The organism is Akkermansia biwaensis (assembly GCF_026072915.1).
Taxonomy (GTDB): domain Bacteria; phylum Verrucomicrobiota; class Verrucomicrobiia; order Verrucomicrobiales; family Akkermansiaceae; genus Akkermansia; species Akkermansia biwaensis.
Map to the genome: position 1 here is coordinate 1,278,125 of NZ_AP025943.1, position 17,637 is coordinate 1,295,761.

The 17,637-nt window shown below is 55.6% G+C and carries 17 protein-coding genes and 1 tRNA gene; 5 read left to right on the forward strand and 13 right to left on the reverse strand.

The features are described from left to right. Positions 1-312 precede the first annotated feature (312 nt). Entirely contained in the window at positions 313-984 is a 672-nt protein-coding gene (locus OQH67_RS05185) for a PEP-CTERM sorting domain-containing protein (protein WP_215435562.1), read from the forward strand. A 127-nt stretch (positions 985-1,111) separates the two neighbouring features. Here OQH67_RS05185 and OQH67_RS05190 read toward each other — a convergent pair whose 3' ends face one another. The 4 genes from OQH67_RS05190 to leuB all read right to left on the reverse strand — a co-directional run bounded on the left by OQH67_RS05190 (position 1,112) and on the right by leuB (position 5,949). Then, positions 1,112-2,638, reverse strand: coding sequence for a YifB family Mg chelatase-like AAA ATPase (locus OQH67_RS05190; protein WP_215435561.1), 1,527 nt, complete (start codon positions 2,636-2,638; stop codon positions 1,112-1,114). Positions 2,639-2,711: 73 nt separating this feature from the next. Further along, a complete protein-coding gene (locus OQH67_RS05195; RefSeq protein ID WP_215435560.1) occupies positions 2,712-3,584 on the reverse strand; it encodes a rhomboid family intramembrane serine protease in 873 nt (290 codons plus the stop codon). An 83-nt stretch (positions 3,585-3,667) separates the two neighbouring features. Continuing rightward, positions 3,668-4,708 carry an NAD(P)/FAD-dependent oxidoreductase gene (locus tag OQH67_RS05200; RefSeq protein ID WP_215435559.1) on the reverse strand — a complete coding sequence of 347 codons (1,041 nt, stop codon included), beginning with the start codon at positions 4,706-4,708 and terminating at the stop codon, positions 3,668-3,670. Between the two features lie 131 nt (positions 4,709-4,839). Further along, entirely contained in the window at positions 4,840-5,949 is a 1,110-nt protein-coding gene (leuB, locus tag OQH67_RS05205) for a 3-isopropylmalate dehydrogenase (protein ID WP_215435558.1), read from the reverse strand. Positions 5,950-6,114: 165 nt separating this feature from the next. Between leuB and OQH67_RS05210 the strand changes: the two genes are divergently transcribed. Together OQH67_RS05210 and OQH67_RS05215 are read left to right on the forward strand one after the other, a co-directional pair. Continuing rightward, positions 6,115-6,189: transfer RNA gene (locus OQH67_RS05210), tRNA-Asn, on the forward strand. A 261-nt stretch (positions 6,190-6,450) separates the two neighbouring features. After that, positions 6,451-7,425: a DUF8743 domain-containing protein gene (locus tag OQH67_RS05215; protein WP_215435557.1), complete on the forward strand. Its 975-nt coding sequence runs from the start codon at positions 6,451-6,453 to the stop codon at positions 7,423-7,425. A 90-nt stretch (positions 7,426-7,515) separates the two neighbouring features. Here the strand turns inward: OQH67_RS05215 and OQH67_RS05220 are convergent, their stop codons facing one another. The 4 genes from OQH67_RS05220 to OQH67_RS05235 all read right to left on the reverse strand — a co-directional run bounded on the left by OQH67_RS05220 (position 7,516) and on the right by OQH67_RS05235 (position 11,470). Continuing rightward, positions 7,516-8,667 (reverse strand): acyltransferase family protein, encoded by a 1,152-nt coding sequence (locus OQH67_RS05220; RefSeq protein ID WP_215435556.1) that lies wholly within the window; start codon positions 8,665-8,667, stop codon positions 7,516-7,518. Between the two features lie 414 nt (positions 8,668-9,081). Beyond that, a complete protein-coding gene (locus tag OQH67_RS05225) occupies positions 9,082-9,981 on the reverse strand; it encodes an SDR family oxidoreductase (RefSeq protein WP_218957811.1) in 900 nt (299 codons plus the stop codon). 356 nt (positions 9,982-10,337) lie between these two features. Continuing rightward, a complete protein-coding gene (locus OQH67_RS05230; protein ID WP_288161574.1) occupies positions 10,338-10,901 on the reverse strand; it encodes a chromate transporter in 564 nt (187 codons plus the stop codon). Next, entirely contained in the window at positions 10,901-11,470 is a 570-nt protein-coding gene (locus OQH67_RS05235) for a chromate transporter (protein WP_215435554.1), read from the reverse strand. Before OQH67_RS05235 ends, OQH67_RS05230 begins: the two co-directional genes overlap by 1 nt. A 123-nt stretch (positions 11,471-11,593) precedes the next feature. Between OQH67_RS05235 and OQH67_RS05240 the strand changes: the two genes are divergently transcribed. Next, entirely contained in the window at positions 11,594-11,830 is a 237-nt protein-coding gene (locus OQH67_RS05240; RefSeq protein ID WP_215435553.1) for a hypothetical protein, read from the forward strand. A gap of 270 nt (positions 11,831-12,100) precedes the next feature. On the opposite strand, the gene OQH67_RS05245 is transcribed toward OQH67_RS05240, so the two are convergent. Further along, entirely contained in the window at positions 12,101-12,361 is a 261-nt protein-coding gene (locus tag OQH67_RS05245) for a hypothetical protein (RefSeq protein ID WP_067569467.1), read from the reverse strand. A gap of 239 nt (positions 12,362-12,600) precedes the next feature. On the opposite strand from OQH67_RS05245, the gene OQH67_RS05250 reads away from it, so the two are divergent. Next, positions 12,601-13,071 (forward strand): acyl-CoA thioesterase, encoded by a 471-nt coding sequence (locus tag OQH67_RS05250; RefSeq protein ID WP_215435552.1) that lies wholly within the window; start codon positions 12,601-12,603, stop codon positions 13,069-13,071. A gap of 24 nt (positions 13,072-13,095) precedes the next feature. Here the strand turns inward: OQH67_RS05250 and OQH67_RS05255 are convergent, their stop codons facing one another. From OQH67_RS05255 to gpmA, 4 genes are all read right to left on the reverse strand, one after another. Further along, a complete protein-coding gene (locus tag OQH67_RS05255; RefSeq protein ID WP_215435551.1) occupies positions 13,096-14,505 on the reverse strand; it encodes a DHA2 family efflux MFS transporter permease subunit in 1,410 nt (469 codons plus the stop codon). Between the two features lie 162 nt (positions 14,506-14,667). Continuing rightward, on the reverse strand, positions 14,668-15,558 hold the full coding sequence (locus OQH67_RS05260) for a carbohydrate-binding protein (protein WP_215435550.1): 891 nt from the start codon (positions 15,556-15,558) through the stop codon (positions 14,668-14,670). A gap of 154 nt (positions 15,559-15,712) precedes the next feature. Next, positions 15,713-16,732, reverse strand: a complete 1,020-nt coding sequence (locus OQH67_RS05265; RefSeq protein ID WP_215435549.1) for a 2-hydroxyacid dehydrogenase — start codon at positions 16,730-16,732, stop codon at positions 15,713-15,715. A gap of 12 nt (positions 16,733-16,744) precedes the next feature. Next, positions 16,745-17,509, reverse strand: a complete 765-nt coding sequence (gpmA, locus tag OQH67_RS05270; protein WP_067569449.1) for a 2,3-diphosphoglycerate-dependent phosphoglycerate mutase — start codon at positions 17,507-17,509, stop codon at positions 16,745-16,747. Positions 17,510-17,637 lie beyond the last annotated feature (128 nt).

Sequence of the window (17,637 nt, forward strand, 5' to 3'; positions counted from 1 at the left end):
CGGACCTATGGCAACGAAGGCCGGTCACCTCTTATAAAATCTTGCAGAAAGTCATGAAGGGGCAATAATTTCATCTTCTCTTTGTTGGAAAGTTTGTTTTTACGTAAAAAACGGATTTTAATGACGTTGTGCAGAGAAAGACAGAAACGGAGTTTCCCCGGAAATGGCTTGTCTTTTCAGTTTCAACAGGATGTGATTGATTTCAGAAAAGGAGGAAATTTCAACTTCTTTTCTTCGTAATTGTAAATTGACATACCGTAATAAATTTATTACAGTGTGGTACTTATGAAAAGTAGATATTGTGCTGTATTAATGAGTTGTACCAGTGTGGTGGCTGCAAATGCCGCTACCATCATTGCCGAACTGCCTGAATCCGTCAATCTGTCGCAAACTGCGACGATGGCGCCGCAAACAGGAGAGCAACTGCTGAATAAGGTAAAAAACAGCGGGATTGGCGTCTATGCGGGAGGCAACAACAACAGTCTGGCCAATTGGCCCCAGAACGGGGAGGGAACCTGGATCAACAATGATAATATCGGCTCCATCATCCTTTGTGGCAGAAGCGGAGTGGCGGGCGATTCCTTTGCCATGGTGTTGGGCGGACCCCAACAGGGAGACCTTGTTTCCTCCATCGTCTTTTCCTGTGATACGCCTACCTCCGTCATCACCAGCTACACCATGGTTCTGGCGGTTTATGACTCTTCCGGAACGCTTGTCCAGAACCTTTCCACCGTGCAAGGCTTTACCTTTGATTCCACGTCAAGAACCACGTCCGTTTCCTTGAACATGGCGGATTCTCCACTGACGTGGGGTGAAGGGTACAAGCTGGTTGCCGGGGTACGCGGCGGTGCGGGTAGCGCTACCTCTCCCTACACGCTCACCAACATTCAGGTAGCCTATGAAGTTGTTCCGGAACCGGCCACCGTCTCTCTGGGCCTGCTTGGTCTGGGAGCATTGGTTATCCGGCGTCATCGGGGCCGGTGAGCAGCAAGCGTGCCCATCGGGAGAAACTTGTTCGAAAGCCGTCCCTTTTTCCTCTCCCTGTCCGGGAGAGGCTATCCTTTGGAACGGAACGTGACCTTCTAAAGGCCGCGCGTTTTCCGGGATGAGGTCATTCCCGGAGGGAACGTTCAAAGGTCCGGTACTGGACGGCTTCATACAAGTGGTGATCCTGGATTTCCGCGCTGTCCGCCAGATCTGCTATGGTGCGGGCCACTTTCAGAATACGGTCGTACGCCCGTGCGGAAAGGGCCAGTTCCTCTACCGCGCGCAGCAGGATGGCCTGCCCCTCCGGCCGCAGGCGGCAATGCTTGTGCAGGGCTTTTCCGGAAAGGGCGGCATTGCTGCGGATCACGGTGCCTGCATATCTTTTCTGCTGGCGTTCCCGCGCGGCCACGACACGTTCCCGGATGCTGGCGGAGCATTCGCCGGAAGGAGCCGCCGCCAGCATGGCGGGATCTACGGCGGGAACCTCCATCAAAAGATCAAACCGGTCGAGAAGGGGACCTGAAATCTTCTGGCGGTAACGCGCTATTTGGGCCGGGGAGCAGATGCAGGTTCTTCGCCGGTCGCCCAAATAGCCGCAGGGGCATGGATTCATGGCTGCCGCCAGCATGAAACGACACGGAAAAGTCATGGTCCCGGAGGCACGGGAAATGATTGCGTGGCCGGACTCCAGAGGCTGCCGCAGCGTTTCCAGCGTCGCACGACGGAACTCCGGCAACTCGTCCAGGAACAGCACGCCGTTATGGGCGAGAGACACCTCTCCGGGCGTGATATTGTTGCCCCCTCCCATCAGGCCTGCGTCGGAAATAGTGTGGTGCGGGGCACGGAATGGCCGCTGCGTCACCAAGCCGTTTCCGCGTTTCAGCAGGCCGCACACGGAATGGACCTTGCTGGTTTCCAGGGCTTCTTCCCGGTTCAGAGGCGGCAGAATGGTCGGGAGCCTTTGAGCCAGCATGGACTTGCCGGACCCCGGAGAACCGCTGAGCAGGATATTGTGGGCGCCCGCCGCCGCAATCTCCATGGCGCGGCGCGCGTAAGCCTGCCCCTTGATCTCGTCGAAATCGACATTCGCTTCGGAAATATCCCCGGCCTTTTGCGGTGCCGTAAAAGGCGCAGGCAGTGCGGCGGACGTCAGCAATTCCCAGGCTTCCTGCAAGGTGGAAACGGGAAAAATCTCCACGCCGTGAACGGGTGCGGCCTCATGCGCATTGGCGTGAGGCAGCATGATGCGTTTCCTGCCCATGCGCCGCGCTTCGATCACCTGCGGCAGGATGCCCTGTACGGGGCGCACGGTTCCGTCCAGGGCCAACTCCCCGATGATGCACCAGAGAGAAGCGTCAACAAGCTTCTCCGCCGCTCCGGCAATCATTCCCAGGGCAATGGGAAGATCGAAACCGGGGCCCTGTTTCTTCAAATCCGCGGGAGCCAGATTCACCACGAAAATCCCCTGCTGGAACGGCAGCCCGCTGTTCTGAATGGCCGTGTCCACGCGCTGCCCGCTCTCCTTGACGGCCGTATCCGGCAAACCCACGATAAAGGTGCGTTTTTCCGCCATGGGGCGGAAATCCACTTCCACCTCCACTTCTACGCCTTCCACGCCCAGGACGGTGGAGGAATATAACCGCGTCATCATGCCCGTATCCTAGGCGGAAACGGGGAAAAATAAAGAAAAATGGAATTAAATATGGGAAACTCCAATATAATCTTCAGCGCCGGGAGGCACGCTTGAGGATTTCCCTCTCCTTCTCCGTCAGGCTGGACAGGCCGGAACGGGAAATCTTGTCCATTACTTCATTCACTTCTGCTTCCGTAGGGTAGGGCTCCCTTTCGGAAGAAGGGAAAGGTCGCGGAGCGGGTCGGCGGCTGTAGGAAACGGGTCGGGGAGAAGACAGCTTCTCCTTCAGCAGGATCAGCAGCGTTAAAATAAACCCGGCCAGCATGCCGCCCAGGTGGCCGGCTTCGCCGCCCGCATTATTCCACTGGAAAATCACCACGGCACAGGCAATACCCAGCACGACCAGCGCAAACTGGCGTACGCTCAGGTTCACGGGGGGGAACAGAAGCTGGACCCGTGCATGGGGGAAAAGCACGGCGCAGGCGGCCATGATGCCGTAAATGGAGCCGGAAGCGCCCACCATCGGGATAAAGCGCCATTCCGGGTCAAAAAAGCCCATATAACCCAGCAGGGAGGAAAACAAAGCCGCAGCCACGCCGCAGAACAGGTAATACAGCAGGAAGCGCAAATGCCCGAAACGTTCTTCCACCACGGGGCCGAAAAACCACAGGGCGATCATGTTGAACAGGATGTGGCCCAGATTGGCGTGCAGAAACTGGTAGGTGAACAGACGCCACAATTCCCCCTCGTGAAAACACATATACTCGCTGTAGGCCCCATACAGCTGCACCAGGTCCAGGCGCCCCGGCGGGTAAATATCCCGCGGAACCTCTACCTGGAAAAAGAACCCGAGGAAAAAAATGACCACATTGAGCAGGATCAGCCAGTGCACGACAACGGCGCCGCGCTGGTCGAACAGGCGCTCCTTCACCGTATTTCCCCAATTTTCCTGCTCTGCTCGCATATAAGACCGTATGTAAACGTGTTCAGGGCGCTTTGACAAGGAAAATGCATGTCCCGTTCAAGGTAGGCCGGAAAGAGGGAATACTACTTCCACAGAGCGGCGGGGAGCAGGTCCGGAGGCAGTACCGCTCCGTGAACCAGGTGTTCCGCCAGTTGCGCCGCAGTCCAGGGGGATGTCGTAACACCCTTGCTTCCCAGCCCGGAAAAGACGAACTGCCTTTCCAAACCGGGAATGGGTCCGGCTACGGGCTGGCTGCGCCGGATGATGGGACGAACAGCGGCACGGGCGCGGATAACGTTCATTTCCCCGGAATAGCGTTTAACCATGTCCAGCATCAGTTCCTGGACGGCTGGCGCTTCCGGAACGCCCGGGGCATCCCAGGCCCAGGCGTACGTGGCGCCGAACCGCCAGAAAAATCCGTTGTGAACCAGCCAGTGCCCGAAATGCAGAATGCCGGCGTGCCATTCCAGATCCTTCAGCTCCAGATCCAGAATCGTTCCCTTGGATGGCCTGCCCTTCAGGGGGGCCATGTCCGGATGCATTCCGGCCTCCCAGCCAGTGCACCACACAATATGTGAAAAAGAGTCCCCGCACCAGTGAAAAAAGCCGTCTGCACCCGGCTGAATATCGCCGGGAGCCACCTCCGCTTCTACAAACCGGCCCTCTTCCGAGAAAAAGCGGCGCATGGCATTCACCATCGTCTCCACATGCAGGACGCCGGAACCGCGTGTGTAGGCCGCCTGTCCTTTGCCCTCCCAGTGCTCCGGCCACGGAAACAGGGGACCGGCGTAAGAGCAGGACTCCGGGGCCGTCTGGCGTTCCTGCCATATCTCAAGTTGATCCTCCGTTTCCAGCTCCCGGAAAATGGGAGTCTTCTGCCACCATGAACCTCCCAGTTCCCGTTCCGTTTCCGGGTAAAAAGAGGAAAGGGCGGAAAAACACTCCTCCTGCCGCCACCCGGGCCGGAAGGCGCGGCCTGTCAGCGGATTCACCAGTCCGGCGGCTACGCGGGATGCCGTTTCCGCAATGGGACGGTCGGCAATCGTAAAATCCGCTCCGCGCCGTTTCAGCTCCCATGCCAGGCAACTGCCGGCAATACCTTGGCCGATGATAAGAACTTTCATGACTTGTTGTGAAAAGGGACCGGACATAAGCCGGAATAAATGGAAAAGAAAGGCGGTAGTACTCCATTCCCTTCCTGGAAGGGAAAAGGTCCGCAGGTGCATGAAGCGCCTGCGAACGGTAAAAGGAGCATTTACAGGGCCGCCACGACGGCGTTCCCCATCTCCGCGGTATTCACGCGGATTTCCCCGGCGGCGCCCGTAGCCAGGTCTCCCGTGCGGTAGCCCTGGTCAATCACGCTGCGGACGGCGGAATCAATCGCGTCCGCCGCCTTCTTTTCTCCGAGGGAATAGCGGAGAAGCATGGACAGGGAAAGAATCTGGGCGATCGGATTGGCAATGCCCTTGCCGGCAATATCCGGAGCGGAGCCGCCGGAAGGCTCATACAGGCCGAAAAACAGCCCGTTATCCTTGGCGCCCTGGCAAAGGCTTGCGCTGGGCAGCATCCCCAGGGAGCCGCAAATCATGGCCATCTCGTCGGAAAGAATATCACCGAACAGATTCTCCGTGACCAGCACGTCGAACTGGCGGGGATTGCGCACCAGTTGCATGGCGGCATTGTCCACGTACATATGAAGCAGCTCCACGTCCGGGTAGTCCCTGGCAACCTCCGTCATCGTTTCACGCCACAGGAGGGAATTGGTCAGGACATTCGCCTTGTCCACGCTGGTGACGCGCTTGCGGCGGCCGCGGGCTGCCTCGAAAGCCACTTTGGCAATGCGCACCATCTCGCTCTTGTGGTAGCGCATCGTATCCACGACGACTTCGTCGTCCCCTTCCTCTTCGCGGAAACGGGGCTGGCCGAAATAAAGGCCCCCCGTCAATTCCCGCACGCACAAAATGTCAAAGCCGCCTTCAATCAGCTCGTTCTTGATAGGAGAAGCATGCGTCAGGGCGGGGAGGCAAACGCCGGGACGCAAATTGGCATATAGGCCGAAATGCTTTCTCAGCGGCAGCAGGGCGCCGCGTTCCGGCTGTTCATTGGCGGGCAGGTGTTCCCACTTGGGACCGCCCACGGAGCCGAACAAAACGGCATCCGCCTCTTCACAGGCGCGGATGGTCTCCTCGGGAAGGGCCTTGCCGCAATGGTCGATGCCCGCGCCGCCCACGAAAGCCTCCTTGCGGCTCACGGTAAATCCAAACTTGGCGCTCACCGCGTCCAGAACCTTCAGGGCCTCCGCCATAACCTCGGGCCCGATGCCGTCGCCGGCCAGAACAGCAATATGATGGTGATGTTCACTCATGTCGCTGACAGACTGAGCGTTCTCCCCCCAAAGGTCAAGAAGCACCGTTGCCATGCCTGCGGTGCGGAGTCCTTTTTGCGTCAAAAAACGTGCAGGAACAAAAAAGTACTTGCCAAACGTCTGAGTCTCCGCTAAAAACCCCTCCGCGTTCTATGGAACGCAAACTCCCCTGTAGCTCAGCGGTAGAGCGGGTGACTGTTAATCACTAGGTCGTTGGTTCGAGCCCAACCGGGGGAGCCATTAATAAGCCCTGTAAGCCAAAAGCTTGCAGGGCTTTTCTTTTGGCAGGAATAGAAGATCTGATGCCGGAATGGTTTTACATTTACAGAGATTATCAGGAATTTCTAGCTATTCTGGAAGAATAGGCAGGAACCCTTTTTAAGGCTATTTCCCCATATGGGGAAGTAATTATTAAGAGTTTGATAATAAAGTGCTCCAATGATTATACTGGCAAATTCCGGGAGCTCCCTATAAAGTGAAATCGCCAGAATACTATAAAATATGGAAAAACTTTTGTACAATAACAAGTTATACGTTTGTCACGAGTATCTGCTGGAAAAAGATTTTGAATCGGCTGTCATTGAACAAGCGCCTCATATTTTTGGAGAGAACAGTATCTATATTGATATTAAGAAACAAATCGGCGAAAGCATCATCACAATTCCGGATGGATACTTGATAGATTTTTCTCTTGAGGTTGAACCCAGGCTACACATTATTGAAAATGAATTATCCAGCCATGATCCTTATAAACACATAGGTTCTCAGCTTTTAAAGTTTGCTATTTCATATAAGGCCAGTGGCAGAAAAATAAAAGAATTTCTGCTTGATGCTTTAATGAAAGACGAAAGCATGAGAGGACGTGTTGAGGCAGGTTTTCTTCGTGCAGGATACAGGAATATAGATGCTTTTCTTGAAAGTCTTATTTTTGAGAAACCGTTGAACGCTGTCGTTGTTATTGATCAGTCTTCTCCAGAATTGGAAAATGTTCTTGGCCAATTGACTCTTAATACGGATATTGTTGAATTTAAGACATTTAAATATAGAAATGATTACATTCATCAATTTACTCCATTTAATGCAGAGGTGAGGGACGTCATAGAAAAAGGTAGAATCCTTAAGCCTGAGACATTGAATACCGTGGTCGTACCTGCAAGAGAAGAAGGATTTGAAAAAGAATTTCTTGGCAATAATCGTTGGTATGCAATACGTATTAGTGCATCCATGATAGATCGGTTAAAATATATAGCTATTTACCAGGTTTCTCCTGTATCAGCAATCACCTGCTATGCTGAAATCGTATCTATGGAAAAATATCAGGATACAAATAAATACTTGCTGTATGTGAAAAATTTGAAAAAAATAAAACCTATACCGCTGGATGCGAATAATAAAAGGTTAGCACTTCAAGCGCCTCGGTATACCGCTATAGATCAGTTACTGAAAGCCAAAAAACTTTCGCAGGTATTTTGTTAATCCGTGGAAATATCAGATAGCTTGTACCAGCATAATATTTTTGTGCCGATTCTTGGTTGATGATGACCAAAAAAGCCTCCTCCTTTTTCTTCACTTCCGGTTGGAGGTACGCATCAGCACGCGTTTTTTCAGCCAGTCGCGGACGGGTTCATCGTACAGTTTCAGGCAGGCATAGGCCAGGGCTATGCAGATAACGAGCGTGCCGGCGATGACGGGGAGCGCCTGGGAGAGGGGGACCTTGTTGTTGTAGAGCCATGCCGTATAGAGGTAGACGATGGGATAGTGGGTGATGTAGAGGGGGTAGGAAATGTCGCCCAGGAATTTGCAGGCTTTTGAGGAGAAGCGGTCTTTCGTGTGTCCGCTGGCGGCCATGAAGATGATCAGGGGGAAGATGACGATGATGCAGAAGGCATCGTAAAGGCCGTTCAGGCGGAAGTATTCCGCGCCTCCCACATGGGGCATGGAAATGGCCGCGACGAGCATCAGGCTGCACCACCAGAAGGCGTTCCGGATGCTGGCGAGTTTCCCCAGGCGGAACAGGAGCAGGCCGCCGAAGAACGGGAAGATCAGCCTTGTCGCGCCGATTTGGAGTTGTTCCAGGTCCAGTGTCCAGCCGCCGATGTTGTTGCCCTGGCTGAAGCATTGGTGAATCAGGGCGCAGCCCGCCAGGAAGACCAGGATGGAGAGCCAGGTGTTGGAAAACCTTCTGACGACGGTGGCGTACAGGATGTTGGCGATGTATTCAAAGAAGAGCGACCACGCCGGGCCGTTCAGCGGATGCATTTCCGCCCAGCCGCGGACGTCCATGGAGGTGGGAACGGGAAGAAGCGTAAAGCCGATGGTCATCACGAGCAGCATTTCCCACATGGGCGTGGAGGCCATGGCCGGATAGATTTCTGAGTCCTGGAAGTAGAAGAAGATGCCGCCGATGAGCATCCCCATCACCACCATGGGCTGCAAACGGACCAGGCGCCGCTTGCAGAAGTCCCACAGGCTCATTTTGCCCCAGCGGTCATCGTAGGCGTAGCCGATGACAAAGCCGGAAAGCATGAAGAAGAAGTCCACGCAAAGATAGCCGTGGTTGATGATTTGGTCGGTATGGAATTCCCGGTCGCTCAGGCTTCCTTCAAAAAGGTGGAACAGCACGACCATGACGGCCGCCACTCCCCGGAGGCCGTCAAGAATGGCGTAATGGGGCTTGGGCGCCAGCAGGGAGGTACCATTGGAGAGAGAGGTGCTCATGGTCGGAATGTACGTGAACAGGGATTGTTTTCTTACAGGGAGAAGGCTTGCCGCCGCCGCGAGAGAGTCGGCGGGGGAAACGTACGAAGGCACAATCATATTTTTTGATACCCCAGAGTAAAGAAAGAAAAGCGATGATTTTGTACGGTTTCTTTTCCGGAGGATGGACAGGGAAAGTTCTTCCAGGGGCGACGAATGCTTTCTGTCCGGGAGCTTCGGGAAACGTGCCGTTTGAAATGGGAAAGAAAGCACGCTTCGTTATCCTGCCTGCGCCGTTTTTGAAGAAGTAAAGGCTTCCCTTCCCCCTGTTGGGAGAGGGAAGCCGGTAGAGATTTATGATCCGTGGATGCCAGGAACACCCGGCGCCGACGGAAATCCGGCAGTCCGCATTTTTTTGCGGACAAGGAATCCGCATCAGGCCAAATGCATACCGCCGGTGACGCCGAAGACTTCAGCCGTGATGAAGCTTGATTCCTGGGAGGCCAGGAAAACATAGAGGCCGGACAGTTCCACGGGCTGTCCCGCCCGTTCCAGAGGCGTCTTTTGGCCGAATTCCGGCAGGTGTTCCTGCAACTGGCCTCCCGTTACCTGCAAGGGTGTCCAGACGGGGCCGGGAGCCACGACGTTGACTCGGATGCCTTTGGAGGCCACCTGTTTGGCCAGGGCGCGGCTGAAGGCAATGATGGCCGCCTTGGTGGAGGCGTAGTCAATCAGGTTTTTGCCCGGCTGGTAGGCCTGAATGGAAGAACAGGTGATGATGCTGGCTCCCGGCTTGAGGTGGGGGAGGACCGCCTTGGCAATCCAGAATAAAGAGAAAACGTTGACTTCAAATGTTTTGACAAGCTGCTCCGTGGTAATGTCCTGAATGTCCTCGGTCGCTACCTGCTTGCCGGCCACTAGGGCCAGGATGTCCAGTCCGCCGAGCTTTTCCAGAGCATCGTGAATAAGATTTTTGCAGAATTCCTCGTCGCTGAGGTCGCCCGGAAGAAGGACGATATTGCGGCCTTCCGCTTCCACCAGCCGGGCCACTTCCTCCGCGTCGCTCTGCTCTTCCGGCAGATAGTTCAGGGCAATGTCCGCACCTTCCCGGGCGTAGGCGATGGCGGCCGCCCGCCCGATGCCGGAATCTCCTCCGGTCACCAGTGCCTTCCTGCCGGCCAGCCGGTTGCATCCTTTATAGCTCTTTTCACCGGAATCGGGAACGGGGGCCATGTCAGATTGCAGGCCGGGCGCTTCCTGCTGCTGTTTTTCATATTTCCCGTCATAGAATTGATGGCGGGGGTCCTGCATGTCGTGAATGTCTTTACTGCTCATTTTTCCATTAATCGTGATGTTCAGAGGGGAATACCGCGGGCCGGGGAAAGTCCGGACAAATTTGATGCCGGAGCTTGCTCAGGGCTTGCTGCTCCTGCATGCATTCCCATAGGCGTGGAGGCCTGAAAGACGGACGACCGTTCAATTGAAAACGCTGTTTAAGCGTTCCATGTCATTGATATTTCAAGGATTTTGCCAAGTTGAACAATATTGTGCCTTGGTTGGGATTACAGGCTCAACCGTACCTTTTCCGTGATCTGCACAAATTCGCCGGGCAGATTAGGCCGGGAAGAAGGCCGCCTGTTTTTTCCGCCGCCATGCCTTTTCCCCGGAGAAAGGAGCGGATTGACGGAGATTCAGCGCAGCCCGTAAACAAGGTATCCGGCCGCTCCCGTCAGAGTCATCAGCAGGATGGGGTTGACGCGCCATTTTCTCAGGGCAAACAGAGCGGCTCCAAACAGGATGAAGCTGGGAATATCCACCCTTTCCACGGATTGCCAGTCAAAGGTGCCGCAGAAGGTCAGCATCAGGATGGTTCCGCCCGCGGACATGATCAGGCCCACGGAAGCCGCTTTCAACCCTTCCAGAACGCCGGAGATGTAAAGGGAACGCCGATGCCTTTGGAAAAAAAGGTGCAGCAGCAGCGCCGCCGCCACGCCGGGAAGGACGCAGCCCAGTGTAGCCGTCATGGCGCCGGGAATGCCCGCTATCTGCAATCCCACGAAGGTAGACGTGTTGATGGCCAGCGGGCCGGGCGTCATCTGGGAGATCGTGATGATGTCGGTAAACACCTTCTGTGTGATCCAGCCGTGATGAATGACCACCTGGTCACGGATCATGGGGATAACGGCATACCCGCCGCCGATGCTGAACGCTCCGATTTGAAGGAAAGCGCTGAAGAGCTGCCAGAGCATCTGCATTATCCGCATCTCCTTTCCTGTTTTATTCGGACGTGCCACAGGCTCAGGATGCAGCACACGGCCAGAATAACGGCTATATGGAGGTGAAAGACGAAGCTTGCCACAAAGGCCCCCGGTACCATGGCGTGCAGCAGGGCCGATTTTTTGCGGAGAATCATCCGCCACATGTCCACCACAATGTCCACGATGAGGGCTGCCACGCCCGCCTGCATCCCCCGCAGGACGGCTTCCACCGCAGTGCTGGAGCTGAATGCCTCATACCAGGACGCCACGGCGGACAGGATGACCAGAGGGGGAATGACGGCGCCCAGACAACTGGCAAGCACGCCCGGAAGCCCTGCGGTGCGGTGGCCTGCCAGGGCGGAGAGATTGACGGCGATCGCTCCGGGCGTGGATTGTGCGATGGCGGCCATGGACAACAATTCCTCCTTGGAGAACAAGTGTTTTTTCCGGACGTAATATTTGCTGATCATCGGGACCACAATGTAGCCGCCCCCAAAGGTGAACGCACCGATGAACAGATTGATCCAGAAGAGCCAGAGGCATGTTTTTATTTTTTCTCCGGACATGCTGCCTGAATGGAATGTGCAGGGTACCGCCGGGGATGTACATAAGAGGTGTTTTCCTCCATTTTTTCCTGCTGCCGGAAATGTCTTTACACCGGAAAGCCCGTTTCTGCGATACGCCGTGCAATGGTAACGGCATGCTACCACATCCGGAAGAAAAATGCATGCGATTTCACAGGAAAAATGAGGGAATTGCCCGCCTCCGCAGATAAAATGGAGAGGTCTGGAAAAACACCGCCGGAATTGCCTGCTTTTACCGGCATCCAGCAGACTGTTCCGGAATACTTCATGTTTGACGGGCAGCGGAATGGCCGTAATCACCCACTAACCGGCGGCATTTTTTTATCAAGCAGTACTTATTAATTTATTTTAACAAGGTAATTATCTACCTGCGCCATGAACCGTATATCTCGCCTGTTCATGTATGTTTTTTGGCGGCACTTCCGGGATTCCGACTCCTGGTGACGGATATGTGTCTGCGTGTGTCGCCTATGGCGGCGGATCGAACCCCTTGTATTTCCGATATGCGGAACAGACGTCGCCGTGCTGACGGGAGCGATTCATGGTGGCCCCTGTTTTTTCAGGGCCGGATACCGTTCCTGATAAATCCGCCGTCCCCGCATTTCGCGGATTTCAACGGCGGCCTTTTTCCAGTTCGTCCCTGCGCGCCATGATCTTTTCCATGACGGCCTTCCGGTCGCGTTCCGGGATTTCCACCGGATTGCCGCGGTAGTCGCTCGTCATGGCGGCCAGGGCGCCGCCTACATGGTGGGCGTCAAAAATCGGGAGCTTCCAGGTGGAAGGTTTTTCCGGATCAGGCACGTAGGCGAATTCGGAAGCGGGGTATTCCTTGCCGTCCACTTCCTTTGTCTTGGGCTGGTGGTCCTGTTGCATGAGGGTGAGACAAGTTCCGGAAGAAGATCATTGCAGGAAAAAGCCCGATAAGACGCAATACTTCACGCGGCAAACCAATACGGTCACATTTCCCATAGCGGCCAAAAGGACTGTGAATACCGGACGAACCTATTCCACGAAAACGATCTTTTGCGGGGGAAAGCCCGCTTTCTCTTTTTCTCTTTACACCCGGAGGGAAATATACGAGCATTTTTCTGTTAATTATAATAATTCCTAAAATGAAAGACACCATATACGAGGAGAACAGACTCCCGGAAGGGCGCATGCCCGCCCTGCGCGTGGAACCCATGCCGGCGGATACCAACCAGCACGGCGATGTGTTTGGAGGCTGGGTGATGAGCCAGGTGGACCTTGCGGGCGCCAGCACGGCCATGCGTTATGCGCTGAGCCGCTATATCGTGACGCGTGCCGTCAGCAGCCTGACTTTTGAAGCCCCCGTGATGGTGGGGGATGTGGTCTCCTTTTACACGGACATCATCAGGGTGGGGCGTACGTCCCTGACGGTGAAGGTGGTGGTGTATGCGGAGCGTCTGACCAAGCTGTGCAACAACGTGGCCAAGATCACGGAAGCCGAACTCGTTTACGTGGCCCTGGGGCCGGACAAGAAGCCGATTGACCTGGAAGAGTCGCGCGCGCAGTTTGCCCAGTGCTGTTCCCTTGAAACGGGTGGCGAGGTTTCCTGTTCCTGAACGGGAGGGAAGCTCCGCGCGATGTCACGCGGTTTTCCGCTTTTTGCGGGTTTTCCCCTTGTCCTTGTCCACCAGGGCGAAGATGAAGGAACTTGCCGCCGCAATCGTTCCGATGGTGACGAAGGTGGCGTGAAAGGCCGATTCCACGGCAGGCCCGGAGGTGGCGGCATGGCCGCCGAAACAGTCCAGCAGCAAGGAGGCCGTCGCGATACTGACGGCAATGGACAACTGCATGATCATGGAAAGCAGGGAATTCCCGCTGCTGGCATCCGCGTTCGGCAGGTCGATCAGCGTCAGGGTATTCATGCAGGTGAACTGGATGGAGTTGGCCGCTCCCAGCAGGGCTAGCATGGACAGAAGAGTGAATTCATGGGTGCCGGGGCCGATGAAGTAAAAGGCCGCCAGCAGGGTCCCGATCGTGAACGTATTGATGACCATGATGTTCCGGTAGCCGAATTTTCCGAGCAGCCGCGGCGCCACCGTCTTTGCCAGAAGGTTGCTCACGGCCAGCGGAATCAGGGACATGCCGGATTTAAGGGCGGAATACCCTAGCACCACCTGGAAGAAAAGGGGAACCAGGTAAGGCAGGCAGCTCCCGCCCAGGCGGCAGACGATGTTTCCGGCTATGCCGATGGCAAAGTTCCGGATGCGGAACAGGGAGGGGCTGAAAAGCGGCGTTTCCGACCGGAACGCCAGCGCCCAGTATACGGTCTGGAAAAGAATCCCTGCCGTCAGGAGAATCCCCATCCGGGTTTTGTCCGGGGACCCTCCTTCCGTGGAAAGGCTCATCGTGATCAGCAGGGCGGAAGCGGAGAAGAACAGAAACCCCGGCCAGTCGAACTTCTGTTCCTTGACGGCCTTCAGGTCCGGCATCAGCTTCCGCGTGGCCCACAGGCCCGCCAGTCCCACGGGAATGTTGATCAGGAATATCCAGTGCCAGGAGATGTACTGCACGATGATGCCGCCCAGCACGGGACCGAGCAGGGGCCCCAGCAGAGCCGGAATGGTCACGATGTTCAGCACGTTGACGAACATGGAGCGCGGGTAGGAGCGCAGGATGACCAGCCGCCCCACAGGCATCAGGAACGCCCCGCCGATGCCCTGGACGACACGGCAGGCCGTCATCATGGCGACGGAGGTGGAAAGGGCGCAGAGCAGGGAGCCGAACGTGAACAGGGAGATGGCGAACAGGAAGGTGTGGCGCGACCCCAATTTGTCGGAGACCCATCCGGAGGCCGGTATCAGCACGCACACCGTCAGCATGTAGGCGGTGACCAGGGAGTGGAGCTGCAGCGGATGGGTGTGGAAGCTGCGCGCAATCGTAGGAATGGCCGTATTCAGGATGGTGGCGTCCAGCATCTGCATGAAGAACGCCGATGCCACCAGAAAAGGCAGGTAGCGCAGGGACCGGGAGGATGTCGGCAGTTTTTCCATGAATGCTGGCCGCCAGTATCCGGCGTCTCCCCGGCGGGGGCAAGGCCGATGTCTGTCCGGCTTTTTCGGAACACTTTCTTGCCATCCCCGGGTTAGGCGGTGTTCATGTCTCCCCAGAACGCCGGCACCCTTGTCTCATGGGCCGGGGAATGGAACCCTGGTTCAGGTTTCCGGAACGAGCATGATGGATTTTGTTTCGGCGCCGCTCGTTATTCCCTTCACGGTCAGCGTGCATTTCCCTGGCGGCAGGGTGATGCCGCCGGGAGAGTATTTGGCAAATTTGGTCCAGCCGCCCGTTCCCGGAAAGGTGAATTCCTCCAGGTTGCCGTTTACGGAATAACCTATCTTGAGAAGGGTGGAGGCAGGCGCGGCTATGGCGTAATCCGTCGTTACCGTGTACGTGCCTCCCTTTTTCGTCTCAATGTCCCAGCTGACGGAACTGAAGTGAGACAAAACATTGAATTTTCCGAGGTCCTTGGCCTGTGCGTGGGAAATGAAGCAGTTCTCCGGAGTGAGGATGATTTTTCCTCCCGCCGTCGGCTGCACCACCGGAAAAATGTCTGTCGGAATCAGGCGGATGTAGCGGACATAGATGCCGTCCCTTCCTTTTTTCCTGATGGTAAAGGTTTGTTTCCCCTTGGTGAGTTTCATGCTCCCCGGATGGTAAATGCTTGCGTCATTGATGCCTCCGCCGTTGGTCGGTACTTTCCACACGAAGGAGGGGGCGGAACCGGATTGCAGTTCATATTGTGCGGAAGCGCTTGCCGTCCAAGGAAAAACGTACCAGATTTCAAGAATGTATTCCCCGTCGTTGGGGACATTGATTTTCCAACTGGCGCCGGAATCCTTTTTGGCCATGCCGGCAATGAATTTATTGGAGTGTATTCTTTCCAGCTTGCTGTCGACCAGTTCCGCGTTTTCCGCCTTCATCAAAATGGCTTTGCCCTGAATGGCTCCGCTACTGGCCGTCTTGATCAGTCCTTCCGCCGGGAATTTGGCCTGGGCACCCAGGCAGAGAAAAAGGGATGAGGTTAGAATAAAAAACAGTTTCATCGTATAGAGGGGAGTATCCCTTTTCTCCTTTAAATACCATTAGTTGTCAATGGGAAATAGTCCATGCCTAACGTAAATCGTAAAATTCCCCCGTGAGGAAGAGCCGGAAACGCGCAAACGGACGGAAAACATTCAGCCAGGGAAGCATTTTATGCTACTGGCCGAGAACTACCTGATTTTCCAGCGTTTTCCCTTCCACAAATTCCCGGATGTTATGGAGGGTGACTTCCGCAATGTTGTGCAGGGCTTCCTTTGTGAAAAAACCCTGGTGGGAGGTCAGGATGACGTTGTTGAAGGAGAGCAGGCGGGCAAGGGTGTCGTCGTCAATGATCTTGTCGGATTTATCCTCGTAAAAATATTCCCCTTCCTCCTCATACACGTCCAGCCCGGCGGATCCCACCTTTTTGGATTTCAGGCCGTCTATGAGCATATCCGTGTGGATCAGCTTGCCGCGCCCCGTATTGATGATCATGACGCCGTCCTTCATTTTCCCGATGGAGTCGGCATTGATCAGGTATTCCGTCTCCGGCGTGAGCGGACAGTGCAGGGAGATGATGTCCGACCGCGCGTACAGGTCGTCCAGCGTGGTGTAGGTGATGCCGTTTTCCTCGGCAAAGCGTTTGTCCGGGTACGGATCATAAGCCAGAATATTCATGCCGAATCCCTTGAGGATGCGGATAAGTATTTTGGCGATCTGGCCCGTGCCGATGATGCCCGCCGTCTTTCCGTGCATGTCGAATCCCATCAGGCCGTGCAGGGAAAAGTTCCCGTCTCTCGTGCGCCAGTAGGCGCGGTGGATCTTGCGGTTCAGAGCCAGCATCAGGGCCACGGCGTGTTCCGCCACGGCGTAAGGCGAGTACCGCGGCACGCGCACGACGGGCAGTCCGTAGCGCTCCGCCGCTTCCAGGTCCACGTTGTTGAACCCGGCGCAGCGCAGGGCCAGCAGCCGGACGCCGTTTTCCTTCAATGCACGGATGACTTCCTCTCCCGCCGTGTCGTTCACGAAGATGCAGGCCACATCCATCCCGCTGGTGAGCGGCACGCTGTCCGTATTCAGATGCCCCTTGAAATAACGGATATCGTAATGGTATTCGCGTTCGTTGATCGGGTTGAAGGAGCCCCGGTCATAGGACTTGGCGTCGAAGAATGCTATGCGGCAGGGATGGTCGGTCATGTCGGGAATGGGTTAGGTGGCGGGGGTATTTCCGGACGCCTGCCCTTGGCTGGCGACGGCTTCCATGCGTCTGCGGACTTCATCCGGATCTCCCAGGAAATAGTCTTTCTGCAGGTTCAGCGAGTCGTCAAATTCGAATACGTACGGAATGGCTGTGGGCAGGTTCAGGGAAAGGAGCTTTTCGTCGGGAATATGCTTCAGGTACTTGATGATGCCGCGCAGCGTATTGCCGTGGGCTACGACGAGGATGTTGTCCCATGTTTTCAGGGAAGCCAGAATGGTCCCTTCCCAATAGGGCATCAGGCGCTCAATGGTGGATTTCAGGGATTCCGTGCGCGGCAGTTCGTCGTCCGGCACTTCCCTGTAGCGCGGGTCCCAGCGGGGGTTGTTCATGTCGTCTTCCGCCACGGGAGGGGGTGCTACGTCATAACTGCGGCGCCAGACCAGGACTTGTTCGTCGCCGTATTTTTTAGCCGTTTCACTTTTGTTCAGGCCCTGGAGCATGCCGTAATGCTTTTCATTCAGCCGCCAGCTTTTGGCAACCGGCAGCCAGTCCTGGTCCAGGCGGTCCAGAACGCAGTTCAGCGTCTTGACGGCGCGCTTGAGGTAGGACGTATAGGCCTGGTCAAAAGCCATTCCCTTGTCTTTCAGCAGGTCGCCCGCATAGTACGCTTCCTGCACCCCTTTTTCCGTCAGGTCCACATCCGTCCATCCGGTGAATCTGTTTTCCCGGTTCCAGGTGCTTTCCCCATGGCGCAGCAGAACAATTGTTTTCATCTCGGTTAGTTTAGACAAACTTTTCCCTGTTATTGTGCAAAAAACGGGATGTATGACATTATTCGGGAACTTGTCCGCGCCGGCAGTGCGGAAAGGGAAAATGTGATTGGCAAGCGTCTTCAAAAAGG

Excerpts from the sequence above, each read along its gene's own strand:
- OQH67_RS05200 (WP_215435559.1), bottom strand. The coding sequence starts at position 4,708 with ATGAAAGTTCTTATCATCGGCCAAGGTATTGCCGGCAGTTGCCTGGCA.
- OQH67_RS05215 (WP_215435557.1), top strand. The coding sequence starts at position 6,451 with ATGGAAAAACTTTTGTACAATAACAAGTTATACGTTTGTCACGAGTAT.
- gpmA (WP_067569449.1), bottom strand. The coding sequence starts at position 17,509 with ATGAAAACAATTGTTCTGCTGCGCCATGGGGAAAGCACCTGGAACCGG.
- OQH67_RS05240 (WP_215435553.1), top strand. The coding sequence starts at position 11,594 with ATGGTAACGGCATGCTACCACATCCGGAAGAAAAATGCATGCGATTTC.
- OQH67_RS05195 (WP_215435560.1), bottom strand. The coding sequence starts at position 3,584 with ATGCGAGCAGAGCAGGAAAATTGGGGAAATACGGTGAAGGAGCGCCTG.
- OQH67_RS05230 (WP_288161574.1), bottom strand. The coding sequence starts at position 10,901 with ATGCAGATGCTCTGGCAGCTCTTCAGCGCTTTCCTTCAAATCGGAGCG.
- OQH67_RS05245 (WP_067569467.1), bottom strand. The coding sequence starts at position 12,361 with ATGCAACAGGACCACCAGCCCAAGACAAAGGAAGTGGACGGCAAGGAA.
- OQH67_RS05250 (WP_215435552.1), top strand. The coding sequence starts at position 12,601 with ATGAAAGACACCATATACGAGGAGAACAGACTCCCGGAAGGGCGCATG.
- OQH67_RS05265 (WP_215435549.1), bottom strand. The coding sequence starts at position 16,732 with ATGACCGACCATCCCTGCCGCATAGCATTCTTCGACGCCAAGTCCTAT.
- OQH67_RS05185 (WP_215435562.1), top strand. The coding sequence starts at position 313 with ATGAGTTGTACCAGTGTGGTGGCTGCAAATGCCGCTACCATCATTGCC.
- OQH67_RS05190 (WP_215435561.1), bottom strand. The coding sequence starts at position 2,638 with ATGATGACGCGGTTATATTCCTCCACCGTCCTGGGCGTGGAAGGCGTA.
- OQH67_RS05235 (WP_215435554.1), bottom strand. The coding sequence starts at position 11,470 with ATGTCCGGAGAAAAAATAAAAACATGCCTCTGGCTCTTCTGGATCAAT.
- OQH67_RS05220 (WP_215435556.1), bottom strand. The coding sequence starts at position 8,667 with ATGAGCACCTCTCTCTCCAATGGTACCTCCCTGCTGGCGCCCAAGCCC.
- OQH67_RS05260 (WP_215435550.1), bottom strand. The coding sequence starts at position 15,558 with ATGAAACTGTTTTTTATTCTAACCTCATCCCTTTTTCTCTGCCTGGGT.
- leuB (WP_215435558.1), bottom strand. The coding sequence starts at position 5,949 with ATGAGTGAACATCACCATCATATTGCTGTTCTGGCCGGCGACGGCATC.
- OQH67_RS05255 (WP_215435551.1), bottom strand. The coding sequence starts at position 14,505 with ATGGAAAAACTGCCGACATCCTCCCGGTCCCTGCGCTACCTGCCTTTT.
- OQH67_RS05225 (WP_218957811.1), bottom strand. The coding sequence starts at position 9,981 with ATGAGCAGTAAAGACATTCACGACATGCAGGACCCCCGCCATCAATTC.